The following is a 22,029-nucleotide window of genomic DNA, read 5'->3' on the forward strand; positions in this document are numbered from 1 at the left end:
GTGAGTTCGGAAAACGGAAAGCCGCGGTTGCGGACACACTACGAGGACACGGTCCGCGGGAAGCTCGCCGACACCTTCGGCTTCGAGAACCCGCACCAGATCCCGAAGCTCGAGAAGATCGTGATCAACGCCGGGCTCGGCGAGGGGAAGGACAATCCCCGACTGATCGAGTCCGCCTCGAACGAGATCGCCGTGATCAGCGGCCAGCGACCCGTCGTCACGCGGGCGCGGAACTCGATCTCGAACTTCGGTCTTCGCGAAGGCATGCCGATCGGGACGATGGTCACGCTTCGGAATGCCCGCATGTACGAGTTCCTCGACCGGTTCATCAGTACGGCCGTGCCCCGTATCAGGGACTTCAGGGGATTCCGGAGCCGGGCGTTCGATGGGCGCGGCAACTATACGGTGGGGATCCGGGAGCAGATGGTCTTCGCCGAAGTCGATTACGACGAGATCGTCAAGATCCACGGTCTCAACATCACGTTCGTCACGACGACCAACCGGGACGACGAGGCGCTCGTCCTGCTTCGCGAGATGGGGATGCCGTTTCGCGACGAGGTCCCGGTCGTCATCTAGCGGGAAAGGGCTGAATGGCAAAGACGGCACTAATCGAGAAGGCGAACCGGAAGCCGAAGTTCAGTTCGCGCACGGTGCGACGCTGCAATCGCTGCGGCCGGCCCCGCGCCTACATGAGGAAGTTCGGTCTGTGCCGGATCTGCTTCCGGGAACAGGCGCTCCGCGGAGAGATCCCGGGCGTTCGGAAAGCGAGTTGGTGAGATGAGCATGACCGATCCGATCGCGGACATGCTGACGCGCATCCGCAACGCCGGCCGGGCCGGACACCGGCGCGTCGACATCCCGCTCTCCAAGATCAAGATCGAGATCGCCAGGATCCTGGCGGAGAACCACTTCGTTCGCGGCTACAAGGTGCTGGACGACAATCGGCACGGCCGCCTGCGCGTGTATCTCAAGTACACGTCGGACGACCGTCCCGTGATCCGGCTGCTCGAACGCGTGTCGAAGCCGGGCCTCAGGAAGTACGTCGACGCGAACTCGATCCCGAAGGTCCGGGCCGGGATGGGCATCGCGATCATGTCGACGTCGAACGGACTGATGACGGATCGCGACGCCCGCCGGCAGCACGTCGGCGGGGAGATCATCGCGAGAATCTACTAGCGGAGCCCGCCGGAGTCGGTGCCGGCGGTCGCCCCCGCGAGGGAGCAGATAGCGTGTCGAGAATCGGAAAACTGCCCATCCCCGTGCCGGACGGCGTCGAGGTGAGGATCGATGGCGCGCATGTGACGGTGAAGGGCCCTCGGGGTACGCTCGAGCGGTCCTTCGATCCTGACATGGAGATCGGGCAGTCCGACGGTGCGGTGTCCGTGAAGCGTGCCTCCGATGAGGCGCGGCACCGGGCTCTGCACGGGCTCACGCGATCCCTGATCGCCAACATGGTCACGGGCGTGTCGCAGGGGTACGAAAAGCGGCTGGAGATCCACGGCGTCGGATACCGGGCGGAACAGAAGGGCGGCGGTGTCGTGTTCAGCGTCGGATACAGCCATACGGTCACCGTCGAACCGCCCGAGGGCATTGCGTTGAGCGTCGAGTCGCCGACGCTGGTCAAGGTGGCGGGGAACGACAAGGAGAAGGTCGGGCAGATGGCGGCGGAGATCCGCGCGATCCGTCCGCCCGAGCCCTACAAGGGGAAGGGCATCCGTTACGTGGGCGAGTATGTGCGCCGCAAGGCCGGCAAGGCGACGGCCACGGCCTGATCGGCGAACAGACAGAGGGAAGACGATGGACATCAGGGGTCGGACGAAACGGAGGCATCGGCTGCGCACGCGTCGGCACGCCCGGATCAAGAAGAAGATCCGGGGGACCGCCGTCCGGCCGCGCCTCGTCGTGTTCCGGAGCCTGCGGCATCTGGAGGGCCAACTGGTGGACGACGATCGCGGCGTGACGCTGCTCGGCGTCTCGACACTCGCCGGTCCGGACGGCGACGCCGGGGAGCGCTCGGGCAAGGTCGCCGACGCGTATCTTGCGGGCCGGATGCTCGCCGAGAAGGCGGCCGCGGCCGATGTGGGCGAGATCGTGTTCGACCGTGGCGGGTATCCCTATCACGGCCGCGTGCGGGCGTTCGCCGAAGGCGCCCGAGACGGCGGTCTCCGCTTCTAACGAGAGGGCTTCATGGCAAGAGGGGGAAAACGGCGCGACGACGGTGACAACTTCAAGGAGAATGTCATCTTCATCAATCGCGTCTCGAAGGTCGTAAAGGGCGGCCGTCGCTTCTCGTTCACCGCGCTCGTGGCGGTCGGTGACGGGCAGGGCCGCGTCGGTATGGCCCTCGGAAAGGCGAACGAGGTCGCCGAGGCGATCCGCAAGGGATTCGAGCAGGCGCGCCAGGCCATGGTCGTCGTGCCGATCGTGAACGGGACCATCCCCCACGAAATCCTGGGGCGCCACGGCGCGGGCAAGGTGCTGCTCAAGCCCGCCGGTCCGGGCACCGGCGTCATCGCCGGCGGCCCCGTCCGGGCGGTACTCGAGTGCGCCGGTGTGCAGGACATCCTCACGAAGAGCCTCGGCACGAACAATCCGCTCAACATCGTCCGTGCGACGATGAGCGGACTGCAGGATCTGGTCACGCCGGAGCAGGTCGCGGCTGAGCGCGGAGTGGATGTCGCCACGATCCGGGAGGCCATGCGTGGGTGATCAGCTCAGGATTCGCCAGGTGAAGAGCGGTCTCGGAGCGCAGCGCAAGCAGCGCGACACCCTGCGCGCCCTCGGCCTCAGGCACCACCAGGACCAGGTGGTGCAGCCGGACAACCGCGCGATACGCGGGATGATCCACGCGGTGGCGCATCTCGTCGAAGTCGAGGAGGTCGGACAAGATGGCTGAACGCGAGCGGATCGGGCTCGACAATCTCTCTCCGCCCCGCGGTTCGAAGTCCTCGGCAAAGCGTCGCGGCCGCGGTCACGGATCCGGTCTGGGCAAGACGTCGGGGCGCGGCCACAAGGGCCAGAAGTCGCGGAGCGGCGCGTCGATTCCGGCGTGGTTCGAGGGCGGCCAGATGCCCCTCTACCGGCGTACGCCCAAGCGGGGGTTCAAGCCGCATCGCCGGACCGAGTGGCACATCGTCAATCTCTCGGACCTCGACCGCGTGGAGGGCAGCGGGATCGATCCCCAGGCGTTGCGGGCGAGCGGCATCATCCGCGGAACGGATCGCCCCGTGAAGATCCTCGGGCGCGGGGACGTCGGGCGGGCGGTGGACGTGCGAGCGCATGCCTTCAGTGCCTCCGCCCGCGAGAAGATCGAGGCGGCCGGCGGCACCGCCCAGGTGATCGAGTAAGGGATGGCGAACGGCCAGAACGCGGCGGCTGCCGCGGCGAACATCTTCAAGGTGCCGGAGCTCAAGGCGAAGATCCTCTTCACCCTGCTCTGTCTCGCCCTGTACCGGCTCGGCTCCCACATCACGACGCCGGGTGTGAACGTCGTGGCCCTGCAGGCCCTCGCCGGTCAGTTCCAGGGCACGATCTTCGGCATCTACGACCTCTTCGTGGGGGGCGGCCTGCAGCGGGCGACCGTCTTCGCCCTCGGCATCATGCCCTACATTTCGGCGAGCATCCTCTTCCAGCTCCTCGCCGCCGTGATGCCGGCGATCGAGAAGCTGCAGAAGGAAGGGGAGGAAGGCCGCCGCAAACTCACGCAGTGGACGCGGTATACCACTGTGGTGCTGTGCATCGGGCAATCCTACACCTACGCGCTCTTCCTCGAGGCTCAACCGGGCGCGGTGCTCGATCCCGGTCTCGATTTTCGCCTTCTCACGGTGCTCATGCTCACGACCGGGGGCGTGTTCGTCATGTGGCTCGGCGAGCAGATCACCGAGCGCGGCGTCGGCAACGGCATGTCCCTGCTCATCTTCTTCTCGATTCTGCAGGGTTTCCCGGGAGCGGTGCTCAATACCTTCGAACTCTACCAGGCCGGCGGCATCTCGCTCATCAGGCTCGCTGCCCTCGCGGCGACGCTCGTGGCCATCATGGCGGCGGTCGTCGCCCTGACGATGGCGCAGCGCAAGATCCCGGTGCAGATCCCGCGGAAGGTCGTGGGCAGGGGCCGAATCCGGGAAGGGCAGCGGTCGTTCATCCCCCTGCGGATCAACTCCGCCGGCGTGATGCCGATCATCTTCGCCCAGTCGATCATCATCATCCCGGGGACCCTGGCCGCGTTCATGGGCAATCCCGGCCCGGGCAGCTCGGGCGCCCGGCGTTTCATCTACGAGATGAGCCAGGCGCTGCAGGTGGGGACGACGTGGTACTACCTGCTGTACGTCGTTCTCATCGTCTACTTCACCTACTTCTACACGTCCATCATCTTCAACCCGACGGACCTGGCGGAGAATCTGAAGCGCCAGGGCGGGTTCATTCCGGGCGTCAAGCCCGGCGCGAAGACGGCGGACTATATCGATCACGTGCTCACGCGGATCACGCTGCCCGGCGCGGTCTACCTGGCGCTGATCGCCGTTCTGCCGTACCTGATCTTCTCGATCTTCGACCTTCAGACCTTCTTCTTCGGCGGCACTTCGCTGCTCATCGTGGTGGGCGTCGCACTCGATACGATGCAGCAACTGCAGCAGCATCTCCTGCTGCGTCAGTACGAGGGCTTCATGAAGAAGGGTCGCGTCAAGTATCGGGGCAGACAGCGCTACATGTGATGGGCGCGCGGCTGGTCATCATGGGTCCTCCCGGGGTGGGGAAGGGCACGCAGGGGGAGTTGCTGGCCGAGCGCTTCGGCGTCCCGCGCCTTTCGACCGGCGACATGATCCGCGCGGCGCTCGAGGCCGGAACCCCGCTCGGCGAGAGGGTTCGCGCCTACTACGAAGCGGGCGAACTCGTGCCGGATGAGGTCGTCCTGGGACTCGTCGCCGAGGCGTTCGACGGTTCGGAGGCGAGCGGCGGGTTCGTGCTCGACGGGTTCCCGCGCACGGTGCCCCAGGCCGACGGTCTCGGCGAACTGCTGGCCGCCCGGGGCATCGGACTGGATGCGGTGCTTTCGCTCGAGGCGCCGGAAGAGGAACTCGTCGACCGCATCTCCGGACGGCGGGTGTGCGCAGCGTGCGGCCTCGTGACTCATGTGCGCGCCGTGGGAGAGGCTGCGGCCTGCCCGGACTCGGACTGCCGGGCCGGCCTCATTCAGCGCTCGGACGACCGCGCCGAGACCGTTCGCAATCGGCTCGCGGTCTACGGAGCCCAGACCGAGCCGCTGCTCGCCTACTACGCCCGGTCGGAGACGGGACTGACGGCGGTGGACGGCACGGGAACGCTGGAAGCGGTGCGGGACCGTCTCTTCGAGACGCTGCGTACGGCGGAGATGGCCGGTTGATCCGGCTGAAGTCGTCCGCCCAGATCGAGGCCATCGCCGCGGCGGGGGCCATCGTGGCCGAGGTCCTCGAGATGGCGGCGGAGCAGGCCATCCCCGGACGGAGCACGGGGGAGCTGGACGACATGGCGGAGGCGATGATCCGCGACAACCCGGGCGCGACGCCTGCCTTCAAGGGGCTGTACGGGTTTCCGGCCACGCTGTGCACGAGCATCAACGAAGAGGTCGTACACGGCATTCCGTCGGCCCGGCGCGAATTGAAGTCGGGCGACATCGTGAGCGTGGATGTCGGCGTCAAGCTCGACGATCTGTTCGCGGACGCGGCGGTTACGATCCCCGTGGGCGAGGTGGCGCCGGCGACGGCGCGTCTCCTGGGGGTGACCCGAACGGCGCTGGACGTGGGCATCGAGGCGGCGCGCGCCGGGGCCCAGCTCGGCGACCTGGGGTGGGCGATACAGACGCACGTCGAGGCCGAGGGTTTCAGCGTGATTCGGGAGCTTGTGGGACATGGCGTCGGGGAGGCGCCTCACGAGGAACCGCAGGTTCCGAACTATGGAGTGCGCAACCGCGGGTTCCGGATGCAGGCGGGGCTCGTCATCGCCATCGAGCCGATGGTTAACGCGGGCGGGCCGGAGATCCGGACGCTCGAAGATGAATGGACGGTGGTGACGGGGGATGGATGCCTCTCGGCGCATTTCGAGCATACCGTGGCGGTGACGTCGGAAGGGCCGCGCGTGTTGACGCGCGTCGCGACTCCGGCGCGAGCAGCAGGGGAGGCCTGAGTTGGCGAAGGAAGAACCGATCCAGATGACGGGGGAGGTCGCCGAGGCGCTTCCCAACGCGATGTTCCGCGTGGAGTTGGAGAACGGGCATCAGATCGTGTGCCACGTCTCCGGCAAGATTCGAATGAACTACATACGGATCCTGCCGGGAGACCGGGTCGCGGTCGAGCTGTCGCCCTACGATCTGACGAGAGGGCGGATCACGTACCGCTACAAGTGATGGAGTTTGTTCGGATCGGTTCGGGCTGGTATTTTGAAGGGTTGCCATCGAACCGCCACCAGAGGACGGAAGCATGAAGGTTCGTTCGAGTGTCAGGCGAATTTGCGAGCATTGCAAGGTCATCCGCAGGCGCGGTGTCGTGCGGGTGATCTGCAGTCGAGATCCGAAGCACAAGCAGCGCCAGGGATAGGCAGGAACACATGGCACGCATAGCCGGAGTCGATCTACCGCGGAACAAGCGGATCGAGGTGGGCCTCACGTACATCTACGGAATCGGCCACTCGACGGCGCGCAACATCCTGGCCGAAACGGGCGTGGATGGGGACGTTCGCGTCTACCAGCTGTCCGACGATGACGTCAACAAGCTGCGTCGGGTCATCGAGAGCCACTACAAGGTCGAGGGTTCGCTGCGTACCGAAACCTCGATGAACGTGAAGCGCCTGATGGACATCGGATGCTATCGCGGCATGCGGCACAGGCGGAATCTGCCGGTGCGCGGCCAGCGCACGCACACGAACGCCCGGACCCGAAAAGGGCCGCGGCGCGCCGTGGCCGGTAAGAAGAAGGCGCCCCGGAAGTAGACGCGGCAACCACGTCGGTCAAAACGGAGGACGCGCAGGGAAATGGCAAAGCGGGTAAGAAAGAAGAAGCGCCAGGTCGATGCCGAGGGCGTCGCCCACATCAAGGCGACCTTCAACAATACGATCATCACGATCACGACACTGACCGGGGACACCGTCGCCTGGGCCAGCGCCGGAAAGGCGGGATTCAAGGGCTCCAAGAAGTCCACGCCCTTTGCCGCCACCATCGCTGCCGAGACGGTGGGACGAGAGGCCGCCGGCATGGGGATGCGGCGAGTCCACGTGGAAGTGCAGGGTCCCGGGTCCGGACGTGAGTCGGCGATTCAGGCGTTGCAGGCGGCCGGTCTCGCGATCCGTTCGATCAAGGACGTGACGCCGATTCCGCACAACGGATGCCGTCCGCCGAAGAAGCGGAGGGTATAGATGGCTCGCTATACGGGACCCGTCTGCCGGCTGTGCCGGCGCGAGGGAGAGAAACTCTTCCTCAAGGGGAAGCGCTGCTTCACGGAGAAATGCGCGATCGAGCGCCGCGCGTTCCCCCCCGGGCAGCATGGCGGTGGCCGCCGTCGCCGGCGCCAGTCGGAGTACGCCGTGCAGTTGCGGGAAAAGCAGAAGGTGAAGCGGATCTACGGGCTCGCGGAGAAGCAGTTCCGCTCTCTCTTCAAGAAGGCTTCGCGCGTCCCGGGCGTCACGGGCGAGAACCTGCTCGTCGCGCTCGAGAGCCGACTCGACAATATCGTCTATCGTCTCGGCTTTGCGCCCTCTCGCAAGGCCGCGCGTCAGCTCATTCGGCACCGCCACGTACGGGTCGAAGGCGCGACGGTCGACGTCCCGAGCTATTCCGTGGGACCCGGCGCGGAGGTGTCCATGGCGCCGAAGGCGCGGAAGTTGCCGGTGGTGATCGAGGCGATCGAGGATCGCCGGTCACGCGATCAGTTGTCGTGGCTGGGCGTCGACTACGACGCGGCGAGCGGGCGAATGCTCGAGCGTCCGTCCCGGTCCGATATTCCGCTCGCCGTCGAAGAACAGCTGATCGTCGAACTCTACAGCAAGTAAGCCTGCGCGGTCGTGGGCCCGCATCCGGCCCGCGGAAGTCGCTGAGCAAAAACACGGAGTGAAGTGCATATGACGGTGTCGGTAGATCTGGGCGGTCTCGTGCTTCCGGAAGCGATGGAGGAACAGAGGCGATCCCCCAACGGGGCGCGCGCATCGTTCCTTCTCCAGCCGCTGGAGCGCGGGTTCGGGCACACGATCGGAAACTCGATCCGGCGGATCATGTTGTCCTCGCTTCCCGGGGTGGCGGTTTGGGCCTTCCGGGCGGACGGCGTTCAGCATGAACACCAGACGGTGGACGGAGTCGCCGAGGATGTACATCAGATCATTCAGAACCTGAAGCGCCTGGTTCTGGTGATGGACGAGGACAAGGACGACGCGAAGCTCTCGCTGACGGCGCACAAGGCCGGTCCGGTAACGGCGAAGCAGATCGGCGAGCATGCGTCGGTCCGGGTGGTGAACCCGGACCTCGTGCTCTTCACGCTGCAGGAGGACTTGCCCGAGAACCGTCCTCTCGCCTTCGACCTGTGGGTGAATCGCGGCCGCGGCTTCGTCATGGCGGAGCACCATACGCCCCCCGAGGAGACCGAAACCAAGCGTGACTTCCCGGTGGGTACGATCCGGATCGACGCCGTTTACAACCCGGTGACCCGCGCGAATTTCAATGTAAGGGAGACCCGCGTCGGCCAGCGCACGGACTTCGACCGGCTCGAGGTGGACGTCGAGACGAACGGAGCCCTGAATCCGGCGGAAGCGGTTTCGCAGGCGGCGGAGATCGTCAGGCTGCACCTGTCGTATTTCAGCCAGATGGGGACCGTGCCCACGCTGCCGGACGCCCTCGAGCCCGTCGCCGAGAAGCGCGAGAGCGAGCCCGTCGATTCGGGGCTTGTCGAGTTGCTCGAAAGCTCGCTCGAGGAGTTCAGCGAGGTGTCGGCCCGTTCGAGAAATACGCTCGAGAAGCAGGGCATCACGACGCTGGGCGACGTCGTCACGCGGTCGCGCGACGACATCCTGCGGCTGGAGAACTTCGGAGAGAAATCTCTCGAGGAGCTGGCGGAGGTGCTCGGCGCGCACGGACTCCGGTTCGGCATGTCGTTCCTGCGCGATGAAGACGGGAACCTCTACCTGAAGGACGATCTGGCGGGAAACGGAGCTCGGGGCGACGATGAGGCATAGAAAGAAGGGGCGGGAACTCAGTCGGACCCGCAGCCATCGGAAGGCGATGCTGCGAAACATGGCGACGAGTCTCATCCTGCACGAGCGGATCCGTACGACCGAGGCGAAGGCGAAGGAGTTGCGGCCGTTCGCCGAAAAGCTCATCACTTTGGCGAAGAGGGGCGATCTGCATAGCAGGCAGCTGGCCGGCCGACAGATCGCGGACCGCGCCGCACTGCGGAAGCTCTTCGAGAAGATCGGCCCGCGTTTCGAGCATCGACCGGGCGGATACACGAGGATTCTGAAGTTGGGCGCGCGGAAGGGTGACGGAGCGGAGTTGGCGCTCATTGAATTCACCGATCGCGAGGCGTGAGGAACCGGGAGAAGAGACATGTCCAACAAGGGTGAAGGCGGGCTCGGCGTCATTCTCAGCATCGTCGCGCTGGCGGCCATCGGAGGGTTCATGTACTGGCTGAACCTCCAGTCGCGCGACATCGAGGAGGCACGCGCCGAAGCTGAAGCGGCCGCGATCGAGGCGGCCCGCGATCTGGACGCGTCCGACCTCCTGGCCGATCCGCAGGGAGCCGTCAACCGCCGCGTGCGGATTGCAGGGATCCGGGTGGCGACCGGGCTCGGGGAGGGCGCGTTTGCTCTCGAGCTTGCGCAGGGCGTCGCCTATCCCGTGCTCCTGGAGCCCGACCCGATCCAGATCCTCAGGATGGCCGAAGTGACGATCTACGGCGGCGACAGCGTCGCCGTCTCGGGACAGGTTTACACATTCAACGATTCGATCGCCGGCGTCTGGGTCGAATCCGGAGCGGTTCAGGAGGGCATGGGCGAGTTGATTCCTTCGTCCCCGACCTTCCTGCTCGCCGACTCCGTGCACGTGCACTGATCGGATACTGAGCGGGTCATGGCGAATTTCTGTTACGTCTGCGGCAAGGGACCCGGCGTCGGGAACCATGTCAGTAACGCGAACAACAAGCGCAAGCGGCGCTTCATGCCGAACCTCCAGCGGGTGAAGATCGTGGAGGATTCGGGCCGTCGCCGTGTGCGCGTCTGCACGCGGTGCATCAAGGCGGGAAAAGTCGTCAAGGCGTCCTGACGACGCGTCTCGGCGACGTTCGGACTGCTGACCGGCGACCGGCCGCGGGGGTTCCCGCGGCCGGTCGCCTCGCATCGGTGGTTCGGTGACCTCCTCTCCGCTCGCGGGCCAGCATGTACTGGTCACGCGGCCGGCCGGACAGGCCGAAGGCTTCCGCGCCCTCCTGGAGGCCGCGGGGGCGACCGTGACGACGGCGCCCACCATCCGCCTGGTCCCGCCATCCGAGCCGGGGGCGCTGGGACGAGCGGCGGCACGGCTGGCCGAATACGACTGGATCGTGCCGACCAGCGTGAACGCGGTCCGCCGTCTGGCGGCGGCCGCATCGGAGGCGGACTCGATGGGCGCGCTGGCGACGGGCCGGCTCGCAGCCGTAGGCCCGGCGACCGCGGACGCGCTGCGCGGCGTCGGAGTCGCGGAGTGCCTCGTACCGCCGGCCTATCGCGGCGAAGCGCTCGCGGACGAGATTGTGGCGGCGACCGATCCGGAGAGTCTTCCGGACTCGCGCATCCTGCTCGTGCAGGCCGAGCGGGCGCGTCCGGTGCTGCGGGAACGACTGATCGCCGCCGGGGCGCGGGTCGACGTCGCCCCGGCCTACGCGGTGGAGGTCAACCGCGACGTGCGAGGCGCGCTCCGCGAGTTCATCGAGCTGGGTCGCGGGGACTGGCTGACCTTCACGGCCTCATCGGCCGCCCGCGCCTTCGTGCAGCTCGTCGGCGCGCAGACCGGCGGCGCGCTCGTGGCCGCCATCAGTCCCGTGACCGCGGCGACGCTCTCCGGGCTCGGCCTGCCCGTCCATGTCGTGGCGGCGACGCACTCCATGCCCGGGCTGGTGGACGCGCTGGTCGCGTCCGCCGCCCGCCCCGGCCGTTTCGCCGCGACGCACGGCCATGCCTGACGCGTCGTTCCCCACCTCCCGGCCACGCCGACTGCGTCGTACGGCTGCCCTGCGCGAACTGGTGCGGGAGACTCGGCTTGAGGCTTCCGACCTCGTCTACCCCATGTTCATCGATGACCGGGGACCGCGCCGGCAGCCGATCCCTTCGATGCCCGGCATCGACCGCCTGAGCGTCGAGGCGGCCATCGAAGAAGCGGGCGCCGCGTTCGAGGAGGGGATCCGTGCGGTGCTCCTGTTCGGCCTGCCCGCCAGCAAGGATGCGCGGGGCTCGCGCGCGGACCGGCCGGATGGCGTGATCCAGCGCTCGTTGCGGGCGCTTCGCGGCGCGCTTCCCGACCTCGTCCTGATCACGGACGTGTGCCTGTGCGAATACACGGATCACGGCCACTGCGGGATCCTCGACGGCGACCGCGTCGCGAACGACCCGACGCTCGAGCGGCTCGCCGCCCAGGCCGTGAGTCACGGGGCCGCCGGGGCGGACATCGTCGCGCCATCGGACATGATGGACGGCCGGGTCGGAGCGATTCGCGCCTCCCTGGACGAAGCGCACCTCGAGGACGTGGCCATCCTGTCCTACGCCGTCAAGTACGCGAGCGCCTTCTACGGCCCCTTCCGCGACGCGGCGGATTCCGCCCCCGCCTTCGGGGATCGGCGCGGGTATCAGATGGACGTGCGGAACGCGGATGAGGCGATCCGCGAGGTCCGCTTCGACATCGCCGAGGGGGCGGACCTGGTCATGGTGAAACCGGCGTTGCCCAATCTCGACATCCTCCGACGAGTGAAGGATGAGTTCAGGATGCCCACCGCCGCGTATCAGGTGAGCGGGGAATACGCGATGATCGAAGCCGCGGGCGCCAACGGTTGGCTCGACGCGGACGCGGCCAGCCTGGAGGCGGTCCGTGCCATCCGGCGGGCGGGGGCGGACCTCATCGTCACGTATGCCGCGCGGCGCCTCGCGCGTGTGCTCTGCCTCCGGTGAGGGTCCTGGTAACGGGCGGCGACGGGTTCATCGGACAGCACCTGGTCGAGCATCTGCTGGGCCGCGGATACGAGGTGACGGCGACGATGCTCGGGGAGGCTCCTTCCGACGGGACCCTGTCCCGGGCCGACCGCGCGGCGGCCGAATGGACACGCCTCGATGTGCGGGACGCCGACGCGGTCGCCTCGGTCGTGAACGCCGCCCGTCCGCGCCGAGTCTTCCACCTGGCCGGCTTTTCGTCCGGGGCCGAGGCCCGCCTGCGGTCCCGCGATGCGCTCGCGGTGAACGGAGCGGGCACGCTGGGCCTCGTCGAAGCGGTCGCGGGGGCCTCCGCCGACGTCCAGGCCGTGGTCGTGGCGGGGTCCGCCGACGCGTACGGCCGCGGCGGTGGCGGACCGGTGGGAGAGCGCACGCCGCTTCGGCCGCTGAGCGTGTACGGCGCGACCAAGGCCGCCCAGGACGTCCTCGCCCGCGGAGTCGGCGTGGCTCTGGGCGTACCCGTGGTCGTCGCGCGGCTCTTCCCGCTCCTCGGACCCGGACAGCGCCCCGTGTTCGCGCTCCCGAGCTTCTGTCGCCGCGCCCTCGCGATCCGGCGGGGGACCGCGGAGCCGCGGCTCGCCGTGGGCAATCTCGACGTGGCACGCGACTTCACGGACGTCCGCGACGGTGTCCGGGCGCTCGCGGACATCGCCGACCTCGACGGGACGCCGCATATGGCGTACAACGTGTGCTCCGGGGTCGCGACGAAGGTTCGCCGCCTCCTCGAATGGGTTCTCGAGAGGGCGGAGATCAAGCCCGAGGTCGTGCGCGATCCGGCGCTGGTCCGGCACGGAGAACCTGAAGTCGTGGTCGGCGATTCCGCGCGATTGCGGGCCGCAACCGGGTGGCGCGCGGAGCGCGACCTGCGGGCCTGCGCGCACGCCACCATGGACTGGGTCGCGGGTTCCGGCGCCGCCTGATGGTCGAGCCGCGACACCGGACCCCTGGACCGGGAGCGACGGAGACGTCGATGGAAATCACCGTGATTGGCGCCGGATACGTCGGCCTCGTGGCGGGATGCTGCCTGGCCGGGTCCGGGAACCGCGTCACCTGCGCCGACGTGGACGAGGAAAAGGTCCGGCTCCTGAACTCCGGAGATGTCCCGATCTACGAGTCCGGGATCGAGCGCCTGATTTCGGAGGGCCTGGCCGCCGGACGGCTTCGATTCACGACGGACGCCGCCGAGGGTGTCCGGACGGCAGACGTCATCTTCGTCGCGGTGGGTACACCGCCCGGAGAGGACGGGCGGGCGGATCTCGACTTTGTGCTGGACGCGGCCCGCACGATCGGCGACCATCTGCGCCCCGGCGCGGTCGTCGTCATGAAAAGCACCGTACCCGTGGGGACGACCGAACTCGTGCGGGCCGAGATCGCCCGACGGACCGATCTGCCCTTCCACATGTGTTCCAACCCCGAGTTCCTGAAGGAAGGCGACGCGGTCGCGGACTTCCTTTACCCCGACCGCGTCGTCTGCGGTGTGGACTCGGACCGAGCCCGGCGGTGCATGGAGGAGTTGTACGAGCCCTTCATCCGTTCGGGGAACCCGCTGATCTTCATGGATATCGCCTCGGCCGAACTGACCAAGTACGCCGCGAACGCCATGCTGGCCGCCAGAATCAGCATGATGAACCAGTTCGCCGACCTCTGCGAGCAAACCGGGGCCGACATCGAACGCGTCCGCCGCGGCGTGGGCTCGGACCCTCGCATCGGATCGGCCTTTCTCTACGCCGGCACGGGGTATGGCGGCAGCTGTCTCCCCAAGGATGTGCGGGCGATCATCCGGTCCGCGGAAGCGCAGGGCGTCGACCTCGGCATCCTGCGCTCCGTGGCCGAGGCGAACGATCGCCAGACCACCGTCCTTGTCCGGAAGATCCTCAAACGGTTCGGCGACGATCTCACGGGCCTGCGCTTCGCGCTCTGGGGGCTTGCGTTCAAGCCGCGCACCGACGACATGCGCGAGGCGCCCTCACGGGCGATCGCCGAGGCGCTGCGTGGACGGGGGGCGTCGGTCGTGGCGCACGACCCCGCCGCCATGGAACAGTCGCGCGAGTTCTATCTCGGGGACGCCGTGGACTACGCGGAGAACGAGTACGAGGCGCTCGACGGGGCGGACGCGCTCGTCGTCGTGACGGAGTGGCTCCAGTACCGGCGTCCCGACTGGTCGCAGCTCGCGCGGCGCATGGCCCGCCCCATCGTGTTCGACGGGCGCAACGTGTTCGAACCGGACCGCATGGCATCGCGGGGGTTCGAGCACTACCCGGTCGGGCGCAGGCAGATCGGTCCGGCGGAGACGGCGTGAAGCTGGTCGTCACCGGCGCCGCCGGCTTCCTCGGTTCGCACCTCACCGATCGCCTCCTCGCCGAGGGGCACTCGGTCGTCGGGATCGACAACCTGATCACGGGGCGCCGTCGGAATCTCGCCCATCTGCGGGACGAGCCGAGGTTCGCGTTTCTCGAACGGGACGTGTCGGAGCCCATCGAGGTCGAAGGGGAGATCGAGGGGGTTTTCCACTTCGCCTCGCCGGCCAGCCCGGTCGACTACCTTCGTTTCCCGATCCAGACGCTGAAGGCGGGCGCCCTCGGCACGCGCAACGCCCTCGGTCTGGCCAGGGCGAACGGCTCCCGGTTGCTGCTCGCGTCCACGTCGGAGGTCTACGGAGACCCGCTCGTCCATCCTCAACCCGAAACGTACTGGGGCAACGTGAACCCGGTCGGCCCGCGCTCCGTGTACGACGAGGCGAAGCGTTTCGCCGAGGCCCTCACGATGGCCTACCACCGCGAACACGGCGTGGACACCCGCATCGTGCGGATCTTCAACACCTACGGCCCGCGCATGCGTCCCGACGATGGCCGCGTGGTGTCGAATTTCGTCGTCCAGGCGCTCCGGGGAGCACCGCTCACGATCTACGGGGACGGCTCCCAGTCGAGGAGTTTCTGTTACGTGTCCGACCTCGTGGAGGGGATCTGGCGTCTCTTCAACGCGGATATCCACGAACCTGTCAACCTGGGCAATCCCGGCGAGTATACGATCCGCGCGTTGTCCGATCTCGTGCTCGCGACCACGGGCTCCGCGTCCACCGTCGAGGTGCGTCCGCTGCCCACGGACGACCCGAGAATGCGCTCTCCGGACATCTCGCTCGCCTCCGCGCGGCTGGACTGGACGCCCCGAATCCCGCTCGAGGTAGGGCTGAAACGGACGGTGGAGTACTTTAGGGGAATGCAGCCGCCCGGCGGGCCCGGGGCAGCACTCGAATGATCGCACGAGAGGGAGTCGGGGAGGAGATGGGGCGAGCCCGGGTCTCGGTGGTCATGCCCGTGTACAACGAAGAAGCGACGCTCGAGGCCATCGTCCGGCGCGTGAAGAAGATGGCCCCGGATGTGGAACTCGTCGCGGTCGACGACGGCTCTGCCGACGCGTCCGCCTCGATCCTGGGCCGGCTGGAAACGGAAGGGCTGGTCGACCGGATCTTCGTTCACGAGCGGAACCGGGGTAAGGGCGCCGCGCTCTCGACCGGGTTCCGGGGTGTCAGCGGCGATATCATCATTGTCCAGGACGCCGATCTCGAATACGACCCCGCCGAGTATCCGCGCCTCCTGGAGCCGATCCTCGCCGGCCGGGCGGACGTCGTCTACGGGTCGCGATTCATGGGCGGCCAGCCGCACCGCGTCCTCTACTACTGGCATTACGTGGGGAACCGGTGGCTGACTCGGCTGTCGAACATGGTGACGAACCTCAACCTCACGGACATGGAGACGTGCTACAAGTGCTTCCGCCGGGAAGTGATCGAACAGCTCACGATCGAGGAGCGGGCCTTCGGCGTCGAACCGGAAATCACGGCGAAGATCGCCATGGGCGGCTGGCGCGTGTATGAGGTGGGGATCTCGTACGCGGGACGGACGTATGCGGAGGGGAAGAAGATCGGCTGGCGCGATGGCGTTTCCGCGCTGCGCTGTATCTTGCTGTATGGCCTCGTGCGGCGCTGGACGCGCAAGGGCGGGCCGCGGGCCGCGCGCGAGGCAACGGGCGGCGACCGTGGCGGCGTCGAACGCGGGGAGAGTTGAGATGCCAGGGGGGCGAAGGCCGGCGGGGGCGCCGATGATGACCGTCCGACAGTGGGTCGTGCAGGGGATCGCCGGGGTTCTCGCGGTGCTCGCGATGGCGGGGTGCGAGGATCCGGTGGACCGGTCCGTCGTGCGCGGAGACCGGTACCTGGCCGTCGGGGATTCGGACAAGGCGATCGCGGAGTACCTCCTCGCCCGGCGCGTCAGCGGGGACACGGACGACCTCCTGCTTCGGCTCGGGCAGGCCTACGCGGTGCGCGGCGATGTCGACGAGGCGCTCACCGTCTACGAGACGCTTGCGGAGCGCGACCCCCGGCTGCGGCACCAGGCCGCGGCCTCCCTTGCGGGGCTCGCGTGGGCCGCCCGGGAGCGGGGCGCGGCGGAGAACATGTCCCGCGCGCTCCAGCCGCTCGTCGACTGGGGACTGGGCTATCTTCCCGCCGACCTCCAGCGCTCGCTGGCCGCCTATCATGCGGCGGAGGGCGATTACGCCCGCGCCCTCTCGCTGCGCCTCGCGCTCCTCGCCGCGGAAGGGGATCCGGAGCCGGGGGTGCTGTACGACGTCGGTCTCGCATATGAACAACTCGGCGCGTGCACGCGCGCGCTGCCCTTCTATCGGGATTTTCTCGAGGCGATGGAGGAACGCCGGTCGAGTCCGGGGGACGCCCGCTACCGATACGGGAACTGTCTCTATGTGTCCGCCGATGAAGACCGGGCGGAGGGCCGCCCCGCCGCCGCCCTCGAGAAGCTGGCCGAAATGGTCGAACTCGGTGAGCCGCGGACGCACATGGTCGAGGCCCATTTCCTCATCGGCGAACTTCACCTCGCACTCGGCCAGACGGATGAAGCGCTCGTCAACTACGCCCGCGTACTGGAACTGAACCCGACGCGCACCCACGCGCTGGTCCGGCGTGCGGAGGAGCGGATGCGACAGATCCGCTTCGGCTTCCAATGAGGCTCCCGGCCGGGATGGCGCCCGGCTGCGTGCTCCGTGGCGTGCTCGCGGCAACGGTCCTCCTGCTCGCGGGCTGTTCGAGTTCCGGGCCGCCCGGCGACCTCGAGCCGCCGGATCTCTTCCAGTGGGCGCAGGACCGGTTCGACGCCGAGGAGTATCGCCGCGCGGCCGAGGGTTTCCTCGCCTTCATGGTCCGCGATCCGCTGAATCCGCTCGTCGACAGCGCGCAGTACCTCGCGGCCGAAGGCCAGCTCCGGGCGGGCAACGAACTCGACGCCGTGGAGGAGTTCCGGCGCATGGCGACGAACCGGCCCAACAGTCCCCTCGCGGACGACGCGCAACTGGGGCTGTGCCGCGCCTACCTCGCGGCCTCGCCCCGGGTCACCCTCTCCCAGGAGTTCACCCGGCGAGCCCTCGAGGAGTGCGAGCGGCTGCTCCAGTTCTTCCCGACGACCCCCTTCCGCGAGCAGGTGGAAGACCTGATGGCGGAAGCGCGGGCGAAGCTGGCCGAGAAGAGCTACGAGATCGGGAAGTACTACCAGGACCGCATGAGACTGCCGGAATCCGCGATCGTCTACTTCGAAAAATCGCTGGCCGAGGAGCCGACCGGGGACTTCCTGCCGGATCTGCTGTTGCGGTTGTATCGCAATTACAATTTCGTGGGATACGAAACCGAGGCCGGCACCATCCGGGAGCGGCTGCTGTCGGAGTTCCCCGACTCGGAGGAAGCCCGGTTGCTCCTGGCGGAGGAAGACCCGGCGGCGGAGGAGGATTCGGCGGCGGATGTCGGATCCCTCCGCTGAAGTCCCGGCGGGCGGCCGCCGAACGGGCATCCTCGGGGGGAGCTTCGACCCTCCGCACGTGGGCCACGTCTCGGTGGCGGGCGAGCTCATCGAAGCGCTGCACCTGGATCGGCTGCTCGTGATTCCCGCGCGCGATCCGCCGCACCGCGAGGTCACGCTTCCCGCGGAGGTTCGCCTCGACCTCACGCGCCGGGCCTTCGCGGACGTCCCCGGCATCGAGGTCAGCCCGATGGAGATCGAGCGGGCCGGCCCCTCCTACACGGTGGACACGCTGGAGGCCCTCGCGCGCCGCTTTCCGACGGATCGGCTCGTCCTCGCGATGGGCGCGGACCAGTTCGCGTCGATCCACCGCTGGGAACGGTGGCGCCGGCTCCCGGAACTGGCGCGAATCGCGGTGATGCCGCGGGACGGCCGAGACCCGGCACCCTCCCCGGAATCGCTGCCGATCGAGTATGTTGTGGCCAGCGTCACGCGAGTGGATATCTCGGCGAGCCGGATCCGGCAGCGCCTCGAGGAGGGGCATTCGGTCCACCTCCTCGTTCCGGAAACGATCCGACACGATGTCGAGCGCGCCTGGGCCGTACGCCGGGCGCGCCATGTAACCCAGTGAGCCCCGGATGTTGAAGAACGTTGTAACGCAGGTCTTCGGAACGCGCTTCACGCGCGAGATGAAGCGCATGCGGCCGATCATCTCACAGATCAAGGAATACGAGTCGCGGCTCGCGGATTTCCCGGAAGAAGCCCTGAAGGAGCAGACGGGGAAGTTCCGGGCGATCATCGCGGAGCGGACCGCCGAGTTCGAGCAGGCGGTCGAGGCGCTGCGGGAAAAGCGTCGTTTCACCGAGAATCCGGCGCGCCGCGCCGACCTCACCGAACGCATCGCGGCCACGGAGGGCGACCTCAACGAGGCGCTGCAGGGCGTGCTCGATGAGATTCTGCCCGAGGCGTTCGCGACCGTGCGCGAGGCGTGCCGGCGACTCCTCGGGTCGGAGATCGAAGTCACCGGCAACGAGATGACGTGGGACATGGTCCCCTACGATGTGCAGCTCATCGGAGGGATCGTCCTCCACGAAGGGAAGATCGCCGAAATGGCCACGGGCGAGGGGAAGACGCTCGTGGCCACGATGCCGCTGTACCTCAACGCCCTCCCGGGCCGCGGCGTCCACCTCGTCACCGTGAACGACTATCTCGCCAGGCGCGACGCCCAGTGGATGGGCACGGTCTTCGACTACCTCGGTCTCACGGTGGGCGTGCTCGAAGATACGGCGCCGGGAAGCGTCGAGCGGCGGGCCGCCTACCAGGCCGACCTCACCTACGGGACGAACAACGAATTCGGATTCGACTACCTGCGCGACAACATGGTGATCGAACTCCGGCATCGCGTGCAGCGCGGACATGCGTACGCGATCATCGACGAGGTCGACTCGGTGCTCATCGACGAGGCCCGCACCCCGCTCATCATCTCCGGGCCCGCCGGTCGCGACGAACGCGACGTGTATCAGAAGCACAACGCCCAGGTGGCCGCGATCGCCCGCAAGCAGACGCGGATCGTGAACCGTCTCGTGGCCGAGAGCACGAAACTGCTCGACGAGACCGAGGCCGACGAGGACACGGAGCAGCGCCGGGACGCGGGTCTCAAGCTGCTCGCGGCGCAACGCGGCGCGCCGAAGAACAAGCGGCTGCTCAAGCTGAAGACGCGCTCCGGCGTGAAGCAGCTCATTCAGCGAACGGAAGCCGACCTCATGCGGGAGAAGCGGCTCCCCGAGATCGACGAGATGCTCCTCTTTTCGATGGACGAGAAGGGGCAGACCATCCAGATCTCCGAGCAGGGTCTCGATGTGCTCGCACCCGACGACCCGGAGACGTTCGTCGTCCCGGACATCTCGGAAGACGTCCAGCACGTCGAGGACGATGAGTCGCTGACCACCGACGAGAAGCGTGGCGAGATCGAACGGCTCGAACGCGAATACGCGGAGAAGTCCGAGAAGATTCACGTCATCCATCAGCTCGTGAAGGCGTACTCCCTGTACGAGAAGGACGTGGAGTACGTGGTGGAGAACGGCGATGTGCTGATCGTCGACGAACACACCGGCCGCAAGATGCACGGGCGGCGCTGGTCGGACGGGCTCCACCAGGCGGTCGAGGCGAAGGAGAAGGTCAAGGTGCGCGGCGAGACGCAGACGCTCGCCACGATCACGATCCAGAACTACTTCCGGATGTACGACAAGGCGGCCGGGATGACCGGCACCGCCGAGACCGAGGAAGGCGAGTTCCACGCGATCTACGGCCTCGAGGTCGTCGTCATCCCGACGAACCGGCCGGTGCGGCGACTCGATCACGACGACGTGATCTTCCAGACGAAGAAGGAAAAATACGCCGCGCTGATCGACGAGATCGAACGCATCAACGGCGAAGGTCTTCCGATCCTCGTCGGGACGACGAGCGTGGAGGTGTCGGAGGTCATCGCCCGCATGCTCAAGCGGCGGGGCCTCGCCCACGAGGTGCTGAACGCGAAGCAGCACGCCCGGGAAGCGGAGATCGTGCGCAACGCGGGCCAGCCGGGCGCGATCACGATCGCGACGAACATGGCCGGGCGTGGCACCGACATCAAACTCGCCTCCCCGTGCGTGCAGTGCGACGTGTGCGGGATCCGCTCCGAAACCCCGGCGTTCGGCCGCACCGACGAGGCACCGGACCTGTCGCGAGCCGAGATCAAGGAGCGGGGGTGCGAGGAGGAGCCGCCCTGCGGACTCCAGATCCTGGGGACGGAGCGCCACCAGTCGCGCCGCATCGACCGCCAGCTTCGAGGCCGCTCCGGACGCCAGGGGGATCCCGGGGCGAGCCTCTTCTTCCTCTCGCTCGAAGACGACCTCATGCGGCTCTTCATGCACGAGCGCGTGGCGAAGATCATGGATCGCCTGGGCGTGCAGGAGGGCGAGGTCATCAGCCATCCGTGGATCACGAAGTCCGTCGAGCGCGCGCAGAAGCGGGTCGAGACCCAGAACTTCGACGCCCGCAAGCGGCTGCTGGACTACGACGACGTGATGAACCAGCAGCGCGAGGTCGTCTACGACCTGCGCCTCTATGCGCTCGAGGGCGGGGAAGACCTGAAGGGCGAGACGTGGGAGATGGTCGAGGAGGCGCTCCGCGAGGAGATGGACGCCTACGTGCCGGAGGAGAGCTCGCACGACCGGTGGAACCTCCCCGGACTGCGGGAGCACCTGCTGATCGAGTACTTCCTGCACAACGAGTTCCTGCCCCGGGTCGGAGCGGACCGCGGGGAGGCGTCCGAGGCGGAGAAGGACGCGAGCGCCGACAACTGGGCGGGGACCGACGAGTTGTACGACGCGGTGATCGAGAGCGCCCACGAACAGTTCCGCGCCAAGCTGGAGAGTTTCGGCGAAGACTGGGAGCAGGTGCTGCGCTTCGTCGTGCTGTCGGTGCTGGACGAGAAGTGGAAGGACCACCTCTACGACCTCGACCACCTGCGCTCCTCGATCCAGTTCCGGTCGTGGGGGCAGAAGGATCCGCTCGTCGAGTACAAGAAGGAGGCGTACGAGATGTTCGTGAGCCTGATCACGGACATCCGGAAGACGGTGGCGAATCGCTTCTTCCGCGTGCGCATCGAGCGCCGGCCGCCGATCCGGCCGAGGGCGCCGCAGATTACCGGCATGAGCGGCCCGGTGGAGCCGGGCGCCGGCGCCGCGGGTGGCATGGCTCCCGGCGGGGGAGCGGCGCCCGGGCCGGACGGCGCGTCCGGCGAGCCTCGCGCGGCCGAGCCGGCGTTCTCGGCCACCGGCGTCGCGGCCTCCGCCGCGGTGCAGGAACTGGCCCCCGATGACACCGCGGCCCGCGCGGCTCTCAGCGCCGGCCAGCGGCCCCGCCGGACGGGCGCTCCGGCGACGGCCACGAAGACCCCGGGGCGGAACGAGCCGTGTCCCTGCGGCAGCGGCCGGAAGTACAAGAAGTGCTGCGGCCGTCCCGGCTGAGCCCGCCGGCCACGCGGCGGATCGCGCCGCCCGCCGCG

At 67.9% G+C, this 22,029-nt stretch carries 29 protein-coding genes and 1 pseudogene; all 30 read left to right on the forward strand.

The window, feature by feature from the left end; genetic code table 11:
• Positions 1-27: 27 nt before the first annotated feature.
• The 30 genes and pseudogenes from rplE to secA all read left to right on the forward strand — a co-directional run bounded on the left by rplE (position 28) and on the right by secA (position 21,991).
• A complete protein-coding gene (rplE, locus tag ACOGI9_RS03030) occupies positions 28-576 on the forward strand; it encodes a 50S ribosomal protein L5 (protein ID WP_419858418.1) in 549 nt (182 codons plus the stop codon).
• A gap of 14 nt (positions 577-590) precedes the next feature.
• Positions 591-776 carry a type Z 30S ribosomal protein S14 gene (locus ACOGI9_RS03035; RefSeq protein WP_419858419.1) on the forward strand — a complete coding sequence of 62 codons (186 nt, stop codon included), beginning with the start codon at positions 591-593 and terminating at the stop codon, positions 774-776.
• 1 nt (position 777) lies between these two features.
• Entirely contained in the window at positions 778-1,176 is a 399-nt protein-coding gene (gene rpsH, locus ACOGI9_RS03040) for a 30S ribosomal protein S8 (RefSeq protein ID WP_419858420.1), read from the forward strand.
• A gap of 53 nt (positions 1,177-1,229) precedes the next feature.
• Positions 1,230-1,772 (forward strand): 50S ribosomal protein L6, encoded by a 543-nt coding sequence (rplF, locus tag ACOGI9_RS03045; RefSeq protein WP_419858421.1) that lies wholly within the window; start codon positions 1,230-1,232, stop codon positions 1,770-1,772.
• Between the two features lie 25 nt (positions 1,773-1,797).
• Entirely contained in the window at positions 1,798-2,175 is a 378-nt protein-coding gene (rplR, locus tag ACOGI9_RS03050; protein WP_419858422.1) for a 50S ribosomal protein L18, read from the forward strand.
• A 12-nt stretch (positions 2,176-2,187) separates the two neighbouring features.
• Positions 2,188-2,709, forward strand: a complete 522-nt coding sequence (rpsE, locus tag ACOGI9_RS03055; protein WP_419858423.1) for a 30S ribosomal protein S5 — start codon at positions 2,188-2,190, stop codon at positions 2,707-2,709.
• Positions 2,702-2,896 carry a 50S ribosomal protein L30 gene (rpmD, locus tag ACOGI9_RS03060; protein ID WP_419858424.1) on the forward strand — a complete coding sequence of 65 codons (195 nt, stop codon included), beginning with the start codon at positions 2,702-2,704 and terminating at the stop codon, positions 2,894-2,896. The genes rpsE and rpmD overlap by 8 nt, the downstream gene beginning before the upstream one ends.
• Before the next feature lie 10 nt (positions 2,897-2,906).
• Complete coding sequence (gene rplO, locus ACOGI9_RS03065; protein ID WP_419859227.1) at positions 2,907-3,347, forward strand: 50S ribosomal protein L15; 441 nt, start codon at positions 2,907-2,909, stop codon at positions 3,345-3,347.
• Between the two features lie 3 nt (positions 3,348-3,350).
• On the forward strand, positions 3,351-4,709 hold the full coding sequence (gene secY, locus ACOGI9_RS03070; RefSeq protein WP_419858425.1) for a preprotein translocase subunit SecY: 1,359 nt from the start codon (positions 3,351-3,353) through the stop codon (positions 4,707-4,709).
• On the forward strand, positions 4,709-5,377 hold the full coding sequence (locus ACOGI9_RS03075; RefSeq protein WP_419858426.1) for an adenylate kinase: 669 nt from the start codon (positions 4,709-4,711) through the stop codon (positions 5,375-5,377). The genes secY and ACOGI9_RS03075 overlap by 1 nt, the downstream gene beginning before the upstream one ends.
• A complete protein-coding gene (map, locus tag ACOGI9_RS03080) occupies positions 5,374-6,156 on the forward strand; it encodes a type I methionyl aminopeptidase (protein ID WP_419858427.1) in 783 nt (260 codons plus the stop codon). The genes ACOGI9_RS03075 and map overlap by 4 nt, the downstream gene beginning before the upstream one ends.
• 1 nt (position 6,157) lies before the next feature.
• On the forward strand, positions 6,158-6,376 hold the full coding sequence (gene infA / locus ACOGI9_RS03085) for a translation initiation factor IF-1 (RefSeq protein WP_310756603.1): 219 nt from the start codon (positions 6,158-6,160) through the stop codon (positions 6,374-6,376).
• Between the two features lie 73 nt (positions 6,377-6,449).
• Complete coding sequence (gene rpmJ, locus ACOGI9_RS03090; RefSeq protein ID WP_310756605.1) at positions 6,450-6,566, forward strand: 50S ribosomal protein L36; 117 nt, start codon at positions 6,450-6,452, stop codon at positions 6,564-6,566.
• A 10-nt stretch (positions 6,567-6,576) separates the two neighbouring features.
• Positions 6,577-6,957 (forward strand): 30S ribosomal protein S13, encoded by a 381-nt coding sequence (gene rpsM / locus ACOGI9_RS03095; protein ID WP_419858428.1) that lies wholly within the window; start codon positions 6,577-6,579, stop codon positions 6,955-6,957.
• Between the two features lie 42 nt (positions 6,958-6,999).
• Complete coding sequence (gene rpsK, locus ACOGI9_RS03100) at positions 7,000-7,380, forward strand: 30S ribosomal protein S11 (protein WP_310756609.1); 381 nt, start codon at positions 7,000-7,002, stop codon at positions 7,378-7,380.
• The gene (gene rpsD / locus ACOGI9_RS03105; protein WP_419858429.1) at positions 7,381-8,013 is read left to right on the forward strand and encodes a 30S ribosomal protein S4; all 633 of its coding nucleotides are present in this window, start codon (positions 7,381-7,383) and stop codon (positions 8,011-8,013) included.
• A 69-nt stretch (positions 8,014-8,082) separates the two neighbouring features.
• Positions 8,083-9,186 carry a DNA-directed RNA polymerase subunit alpha gene (locus ACOGI9_RS03110; protein ID WP_419858430.1) on the forward strand — a complete coding sequence of 368 codons (1,104 nt, stop codon included), beginning with the start codon at positions 8,083-8,085 and terminating at the stop codon, positions 9,184-9,186.
• Positions 9,176-9,641 (forward strand): annotated as a pseudogene (rplQ, locus tag ACOGI9_RS03115) (50S ribosomal protein L17). The gene ACOGI9_RS03110 and the pseudogene rplQ overlap by 11 nt, the downstream one beginning before the upstream one ends.
• On the forward strand, positions 9,557-10,060 hold the full coding sequence (locus ACOGI9_RS03120; protein WP_419858431.1) for a hypothetical protein: 504 nt from the start codon (positions 9,557-9,559) through the stop codon (positions 10,058-10,060). The pseudogene rplQ and the gene ACOGI9_RS03120 overlap by 85 nt, the downstream one beginning before the upstream one ends.
• An 18-nt stretch (positions 10,061-10,078) precedes the next feature.
• The gene (gene rpmB, locus ACOGI9_RS03125) at positions 10,079-10,270 is read left to right on the forward strand and encodes a 50S ribosomal protein L28 (protein WP_310756620.1); all 192 of its coding nucleotides are present in this window, start codon (positions 10,079-10,081) and stop codon (positions 10,268-10,270) included.
• An 85-nt stretch (positions 10,271-10,355) separates the two neighbouring features.
• A complete protein-coding gene (locus tag ACOGI9_RS03130) occupies positions 10,356-11,165 on the forward strand; it encodes a uroporphyrinogen-III synthase (protein WP_419858432.1) in 810 nt (269 codons plus the stop codon).
• Complete coding sequence (gene hemB, locus ACOGI9_RS03135; protein WP_419858433.1) at positions 11,158-12,144, forward strand: porphobilinogen synthase; 987 nt, start codon at positions 11,158-11,160, stop codon at positions 12,142-12,144. Before ACOGI9_RS03130 ends, hemB begins: the two co-directional genes overlap by 8 nt.
• On the forward strand, positions 12,141-13,103 hold the full coding sequence (locus ACOGI9_RS03140) for a GDP-mannose 4,6-dehydratase (RefSeq protein ID WP_419858434.1): 963 nt from the start codon (positions 12,141-12,143) through the stop codon (positions 13,101-13,103). The genes hemB and ACOGI9_RS03140 overlap by 4 nt, the downstream gene beginning before the upstream one ends.
• A gap of 50 nt (positions 13,104-13,153) precedes the next feature.
• Positions 13,154-14,482: a UDP-glucose dehydrogenase family protein gene (locus tag ACOGI9_RS03145; protein ID WP_419858435.1), complete on the forward strand. Its 1,329-nt coding sequence runs from the start codon at positions 13,154-13,156 to the stop codon at positions 14,480-14,482.
• Positions 14,479-15,438, forward strand: a complete 960-nt coding sequence (locus tag ACOGI9_RS03150; RefSeq protein WP_419858436.1) for a UDP-glucuronic acid decarboxylase family protein — start codon at positions 14,479-14,481, stop codon at positions 15,436-15,438. Before ACOGI9_RS03145 ends, ACOGI9_RS03150 begins: the two co-directional genes overlap by 4 nt.
• Positions 15,435-16,244 carry a glycosyltransferase family 2 protein gene (locus ACOGI9_RS03155; RefSeq protein WP_419858437.1) on the forward strand — a complete coding sequence of 270 codons (810 nt, stop codon included), beginning with the start codon at positions 15,435-15,437 and terminating at the stop codon, positions 16,242-16,244. The genes ACOGI9_RS03150 and ACOGI9_RS03155 overlap by 4 nt, the downstream gene beginning before the upstream one ends.
• Positions 16,245-16,281: 37 nt before the next feature.
• Entirely contained in the window at positions 16,282-17,199 is a 918-nt protein-coding gene (locus ACOGI9_RS03160) for a tetratricopeptide repeat protein (RefSeq protein ID WP_419858438.1), read from the forward strand.
• A complete protein-coding gene (locus tag ACOGI9_RS03165) occupies positions 17,196-18,002 on the forward strand; it encodes an outer membrane protein assembly factor BamD (protein ID WP_419858439.1) in 807 nt (268 codons plus the stop codon). Before ACOGI9_RS03160 ends, ACOGI9_RS03165 begins: the two co-directional genes overlap by 4 nt.
• Positions 17,983-18,612, forward strand: a complete 630-nt coding sequence (nadD, locus tag ACOGI9_RS03170) for a nicotinate (nicotinamide) nucleotide adenylyltransferase (RefSeq protein ID WP_419858440.1) — start codon at positions 17,983-17,985, stop codon at positions 18,610-18,612. The genes ACOGI9_RS03165 and nadD overlap by 20 nt, the downstream gene beginning before the upstream one ends.
• A gap of 7 nt (positions 18,613-18,619) precedes the next feature.
• The gene (gene secA, locus ACOGI9_RS03175; RefSeq protein ID WP_419858441.1) at positions 18,620-21,991 is read left to right on the forward strand and encodes a preprotein translocase subunit SecA; all 3,372 of its coding nucleotides are present in this window, start codon (positions 18,620-18,622) and stop codon (positions 21,989-21,991) included.
• Positions 21,992-22,029 lie beyond the last annotated feature (38 nt).

Source organism: Candidatus Palauibacter irciniicola, from assembly GCF_965208695.1.
Classification (GTDB): domain Bacteria; phylum Gemmatimonadota; class Gemmatimonadetes; order Palauibacterales; family Palauibacteraceae; genus Palauibacter; species Palauibacter irciniicola.

Excerpts from the sequence above, each read along its gene's own strand:
- ACOGI9_RS03035 (WP_419858419.1), top strand. The coding sequence starts at position 591 with ATGGCAAAGACGGCACTAATCGAGAAGGCGAACCGGAAGCCGAAGTTC.
- rpsH (WP_419858420.1), top strand. The coding sequence starts at position 778 with ATGAGCATGACCGATCCGATCGCGGACATGCTGACGCGCATCCGCAAC.
- rplR (WP_419858422.1), top strand. The coding sequence starts at position 1,798 with ATGGACATCAGGGGTCGGACGAAACGGAGGCATCGGCTGCGCACGCGT.
- rpsE (WP_419858423.1), top strand. The coding sequence starts at position 2,188 with ATGGCAAGAGGGGGAAAACGGCGCGACGACGGTGACAACTTCAAGGAG.
- secY (WP_419858425.1), top strand. The coding sequence starts at position 3,351 with ATGGCGAACGGCCAGAACGCGGCGGCTGCCGCGGCGAACATCTTCAAG.
- ACOGI9_RS03075 (WP_419858426.1), top strand. The coding sequence starts at position 4,709 with ATGGGCGCGCGGCTGGTCATCATGGGTCCTCCCGGGGTGGGGAAGGGC.
- rpmJ (WP_310756605.1), top strand. The coding sequence starts at position 6,450 with ATGAAGGTTCGTTCGAGTGTCAGGCGAATTTGCGAGCATTGCAAGGTC.
- rpsM (WP_419858428.1), top strand. The coding sequence starts at position 6,577 with ATGGCACGCATAGCCGGAGTCGATCTACCGCGGAACAAGCGGATCGAG.
- rpsK (WP_310756609.1), top strand. The coding sequence starts at position 7,000 with ATGGCAAAGCGGGTAAGAAAGAAGAAGCGCCAGGTCGATGCCGAGGGC.
- rpsD (WP_419858429.1), top strand. The coding sequence starts at position 7,381 with ATGGCTCGCTATACGGGACCCGTCTGCCGGCTGTGCCGGCGCGAGGGA.
- ACOGI9_RS03110 (WP_419858430.1), top strand. The coding sequence starts at position 8,083 with ATGACGGTGTCGGTAGATCTGGGCGGTCTCGTGCTTCCGGAAGCGATG.
- ACOGI9_RS03120 (WP_419858431.1), top strand. The coding sequence starts at position 9,557 with ATGTCCAACAAGGGTGAAGGCGGGCTCGGCGTCATTCTCAGCATCGTC.
- rpmB (WP_310756620.1), top strand. The coding sequence starts at position 10,079 with ATGGCGAATTTCTGTTACGTCTGCGGCAAGGGACCCGGCGTCGGGAAC.
- hemB (WP_419858433.1), top strand. The coding sequence starts at position 11,158 with ATGCCTGACGCGTCGTTCCCCACCTCCCGGCCACGCCGACTGCGTCGT.
- ACOGI9_RS03145 (WP_419858435.1), top strand. The coding sequence starts at position 13,154 with ATGGAAATCACCGTGATTGGCGCCGGATACGTCGGCCTCGTGGCGGGA.
- ACOGI9_RS03155 (WP_419858437.1), top strand. The coding sequence starts at position 15,435 with ATGATCGCACGAGAGGGAGTCGGGGAGGAGATGGGGCGAGCCCGGGTC.
- ACOGI9_RS03160 (WP_419858438.1), top strand. The coding sequence starts at position 16,282 with ATGACCGTCCGACAGTGGGTCGTGCAGGGGATCGCCGGGGTTCTCGCG.
- ACOGI9_RS03165 (WP_419858439.1), top strand. The coding sequence starts at position 17,196 with ATGAGGCTCCCGGCCGGGATGGCGCCCGGCTGCGTGCTCCGTGGCGTG.
- nadD (WP_419858440.1), top strand. The coding sequence starts at position 17,983 with ATGTCGGATCCCTCCGCTGAAGTCCCGGCGGGCGGCCGCCGAACGGGC.
- secA (WP_419858441.1), top strand. The coding sequence starts at position 18,620 with ATGTTGAAGAACGTTGTAACGCAGGTCTTCGGAACGCGCTTCACGCGC.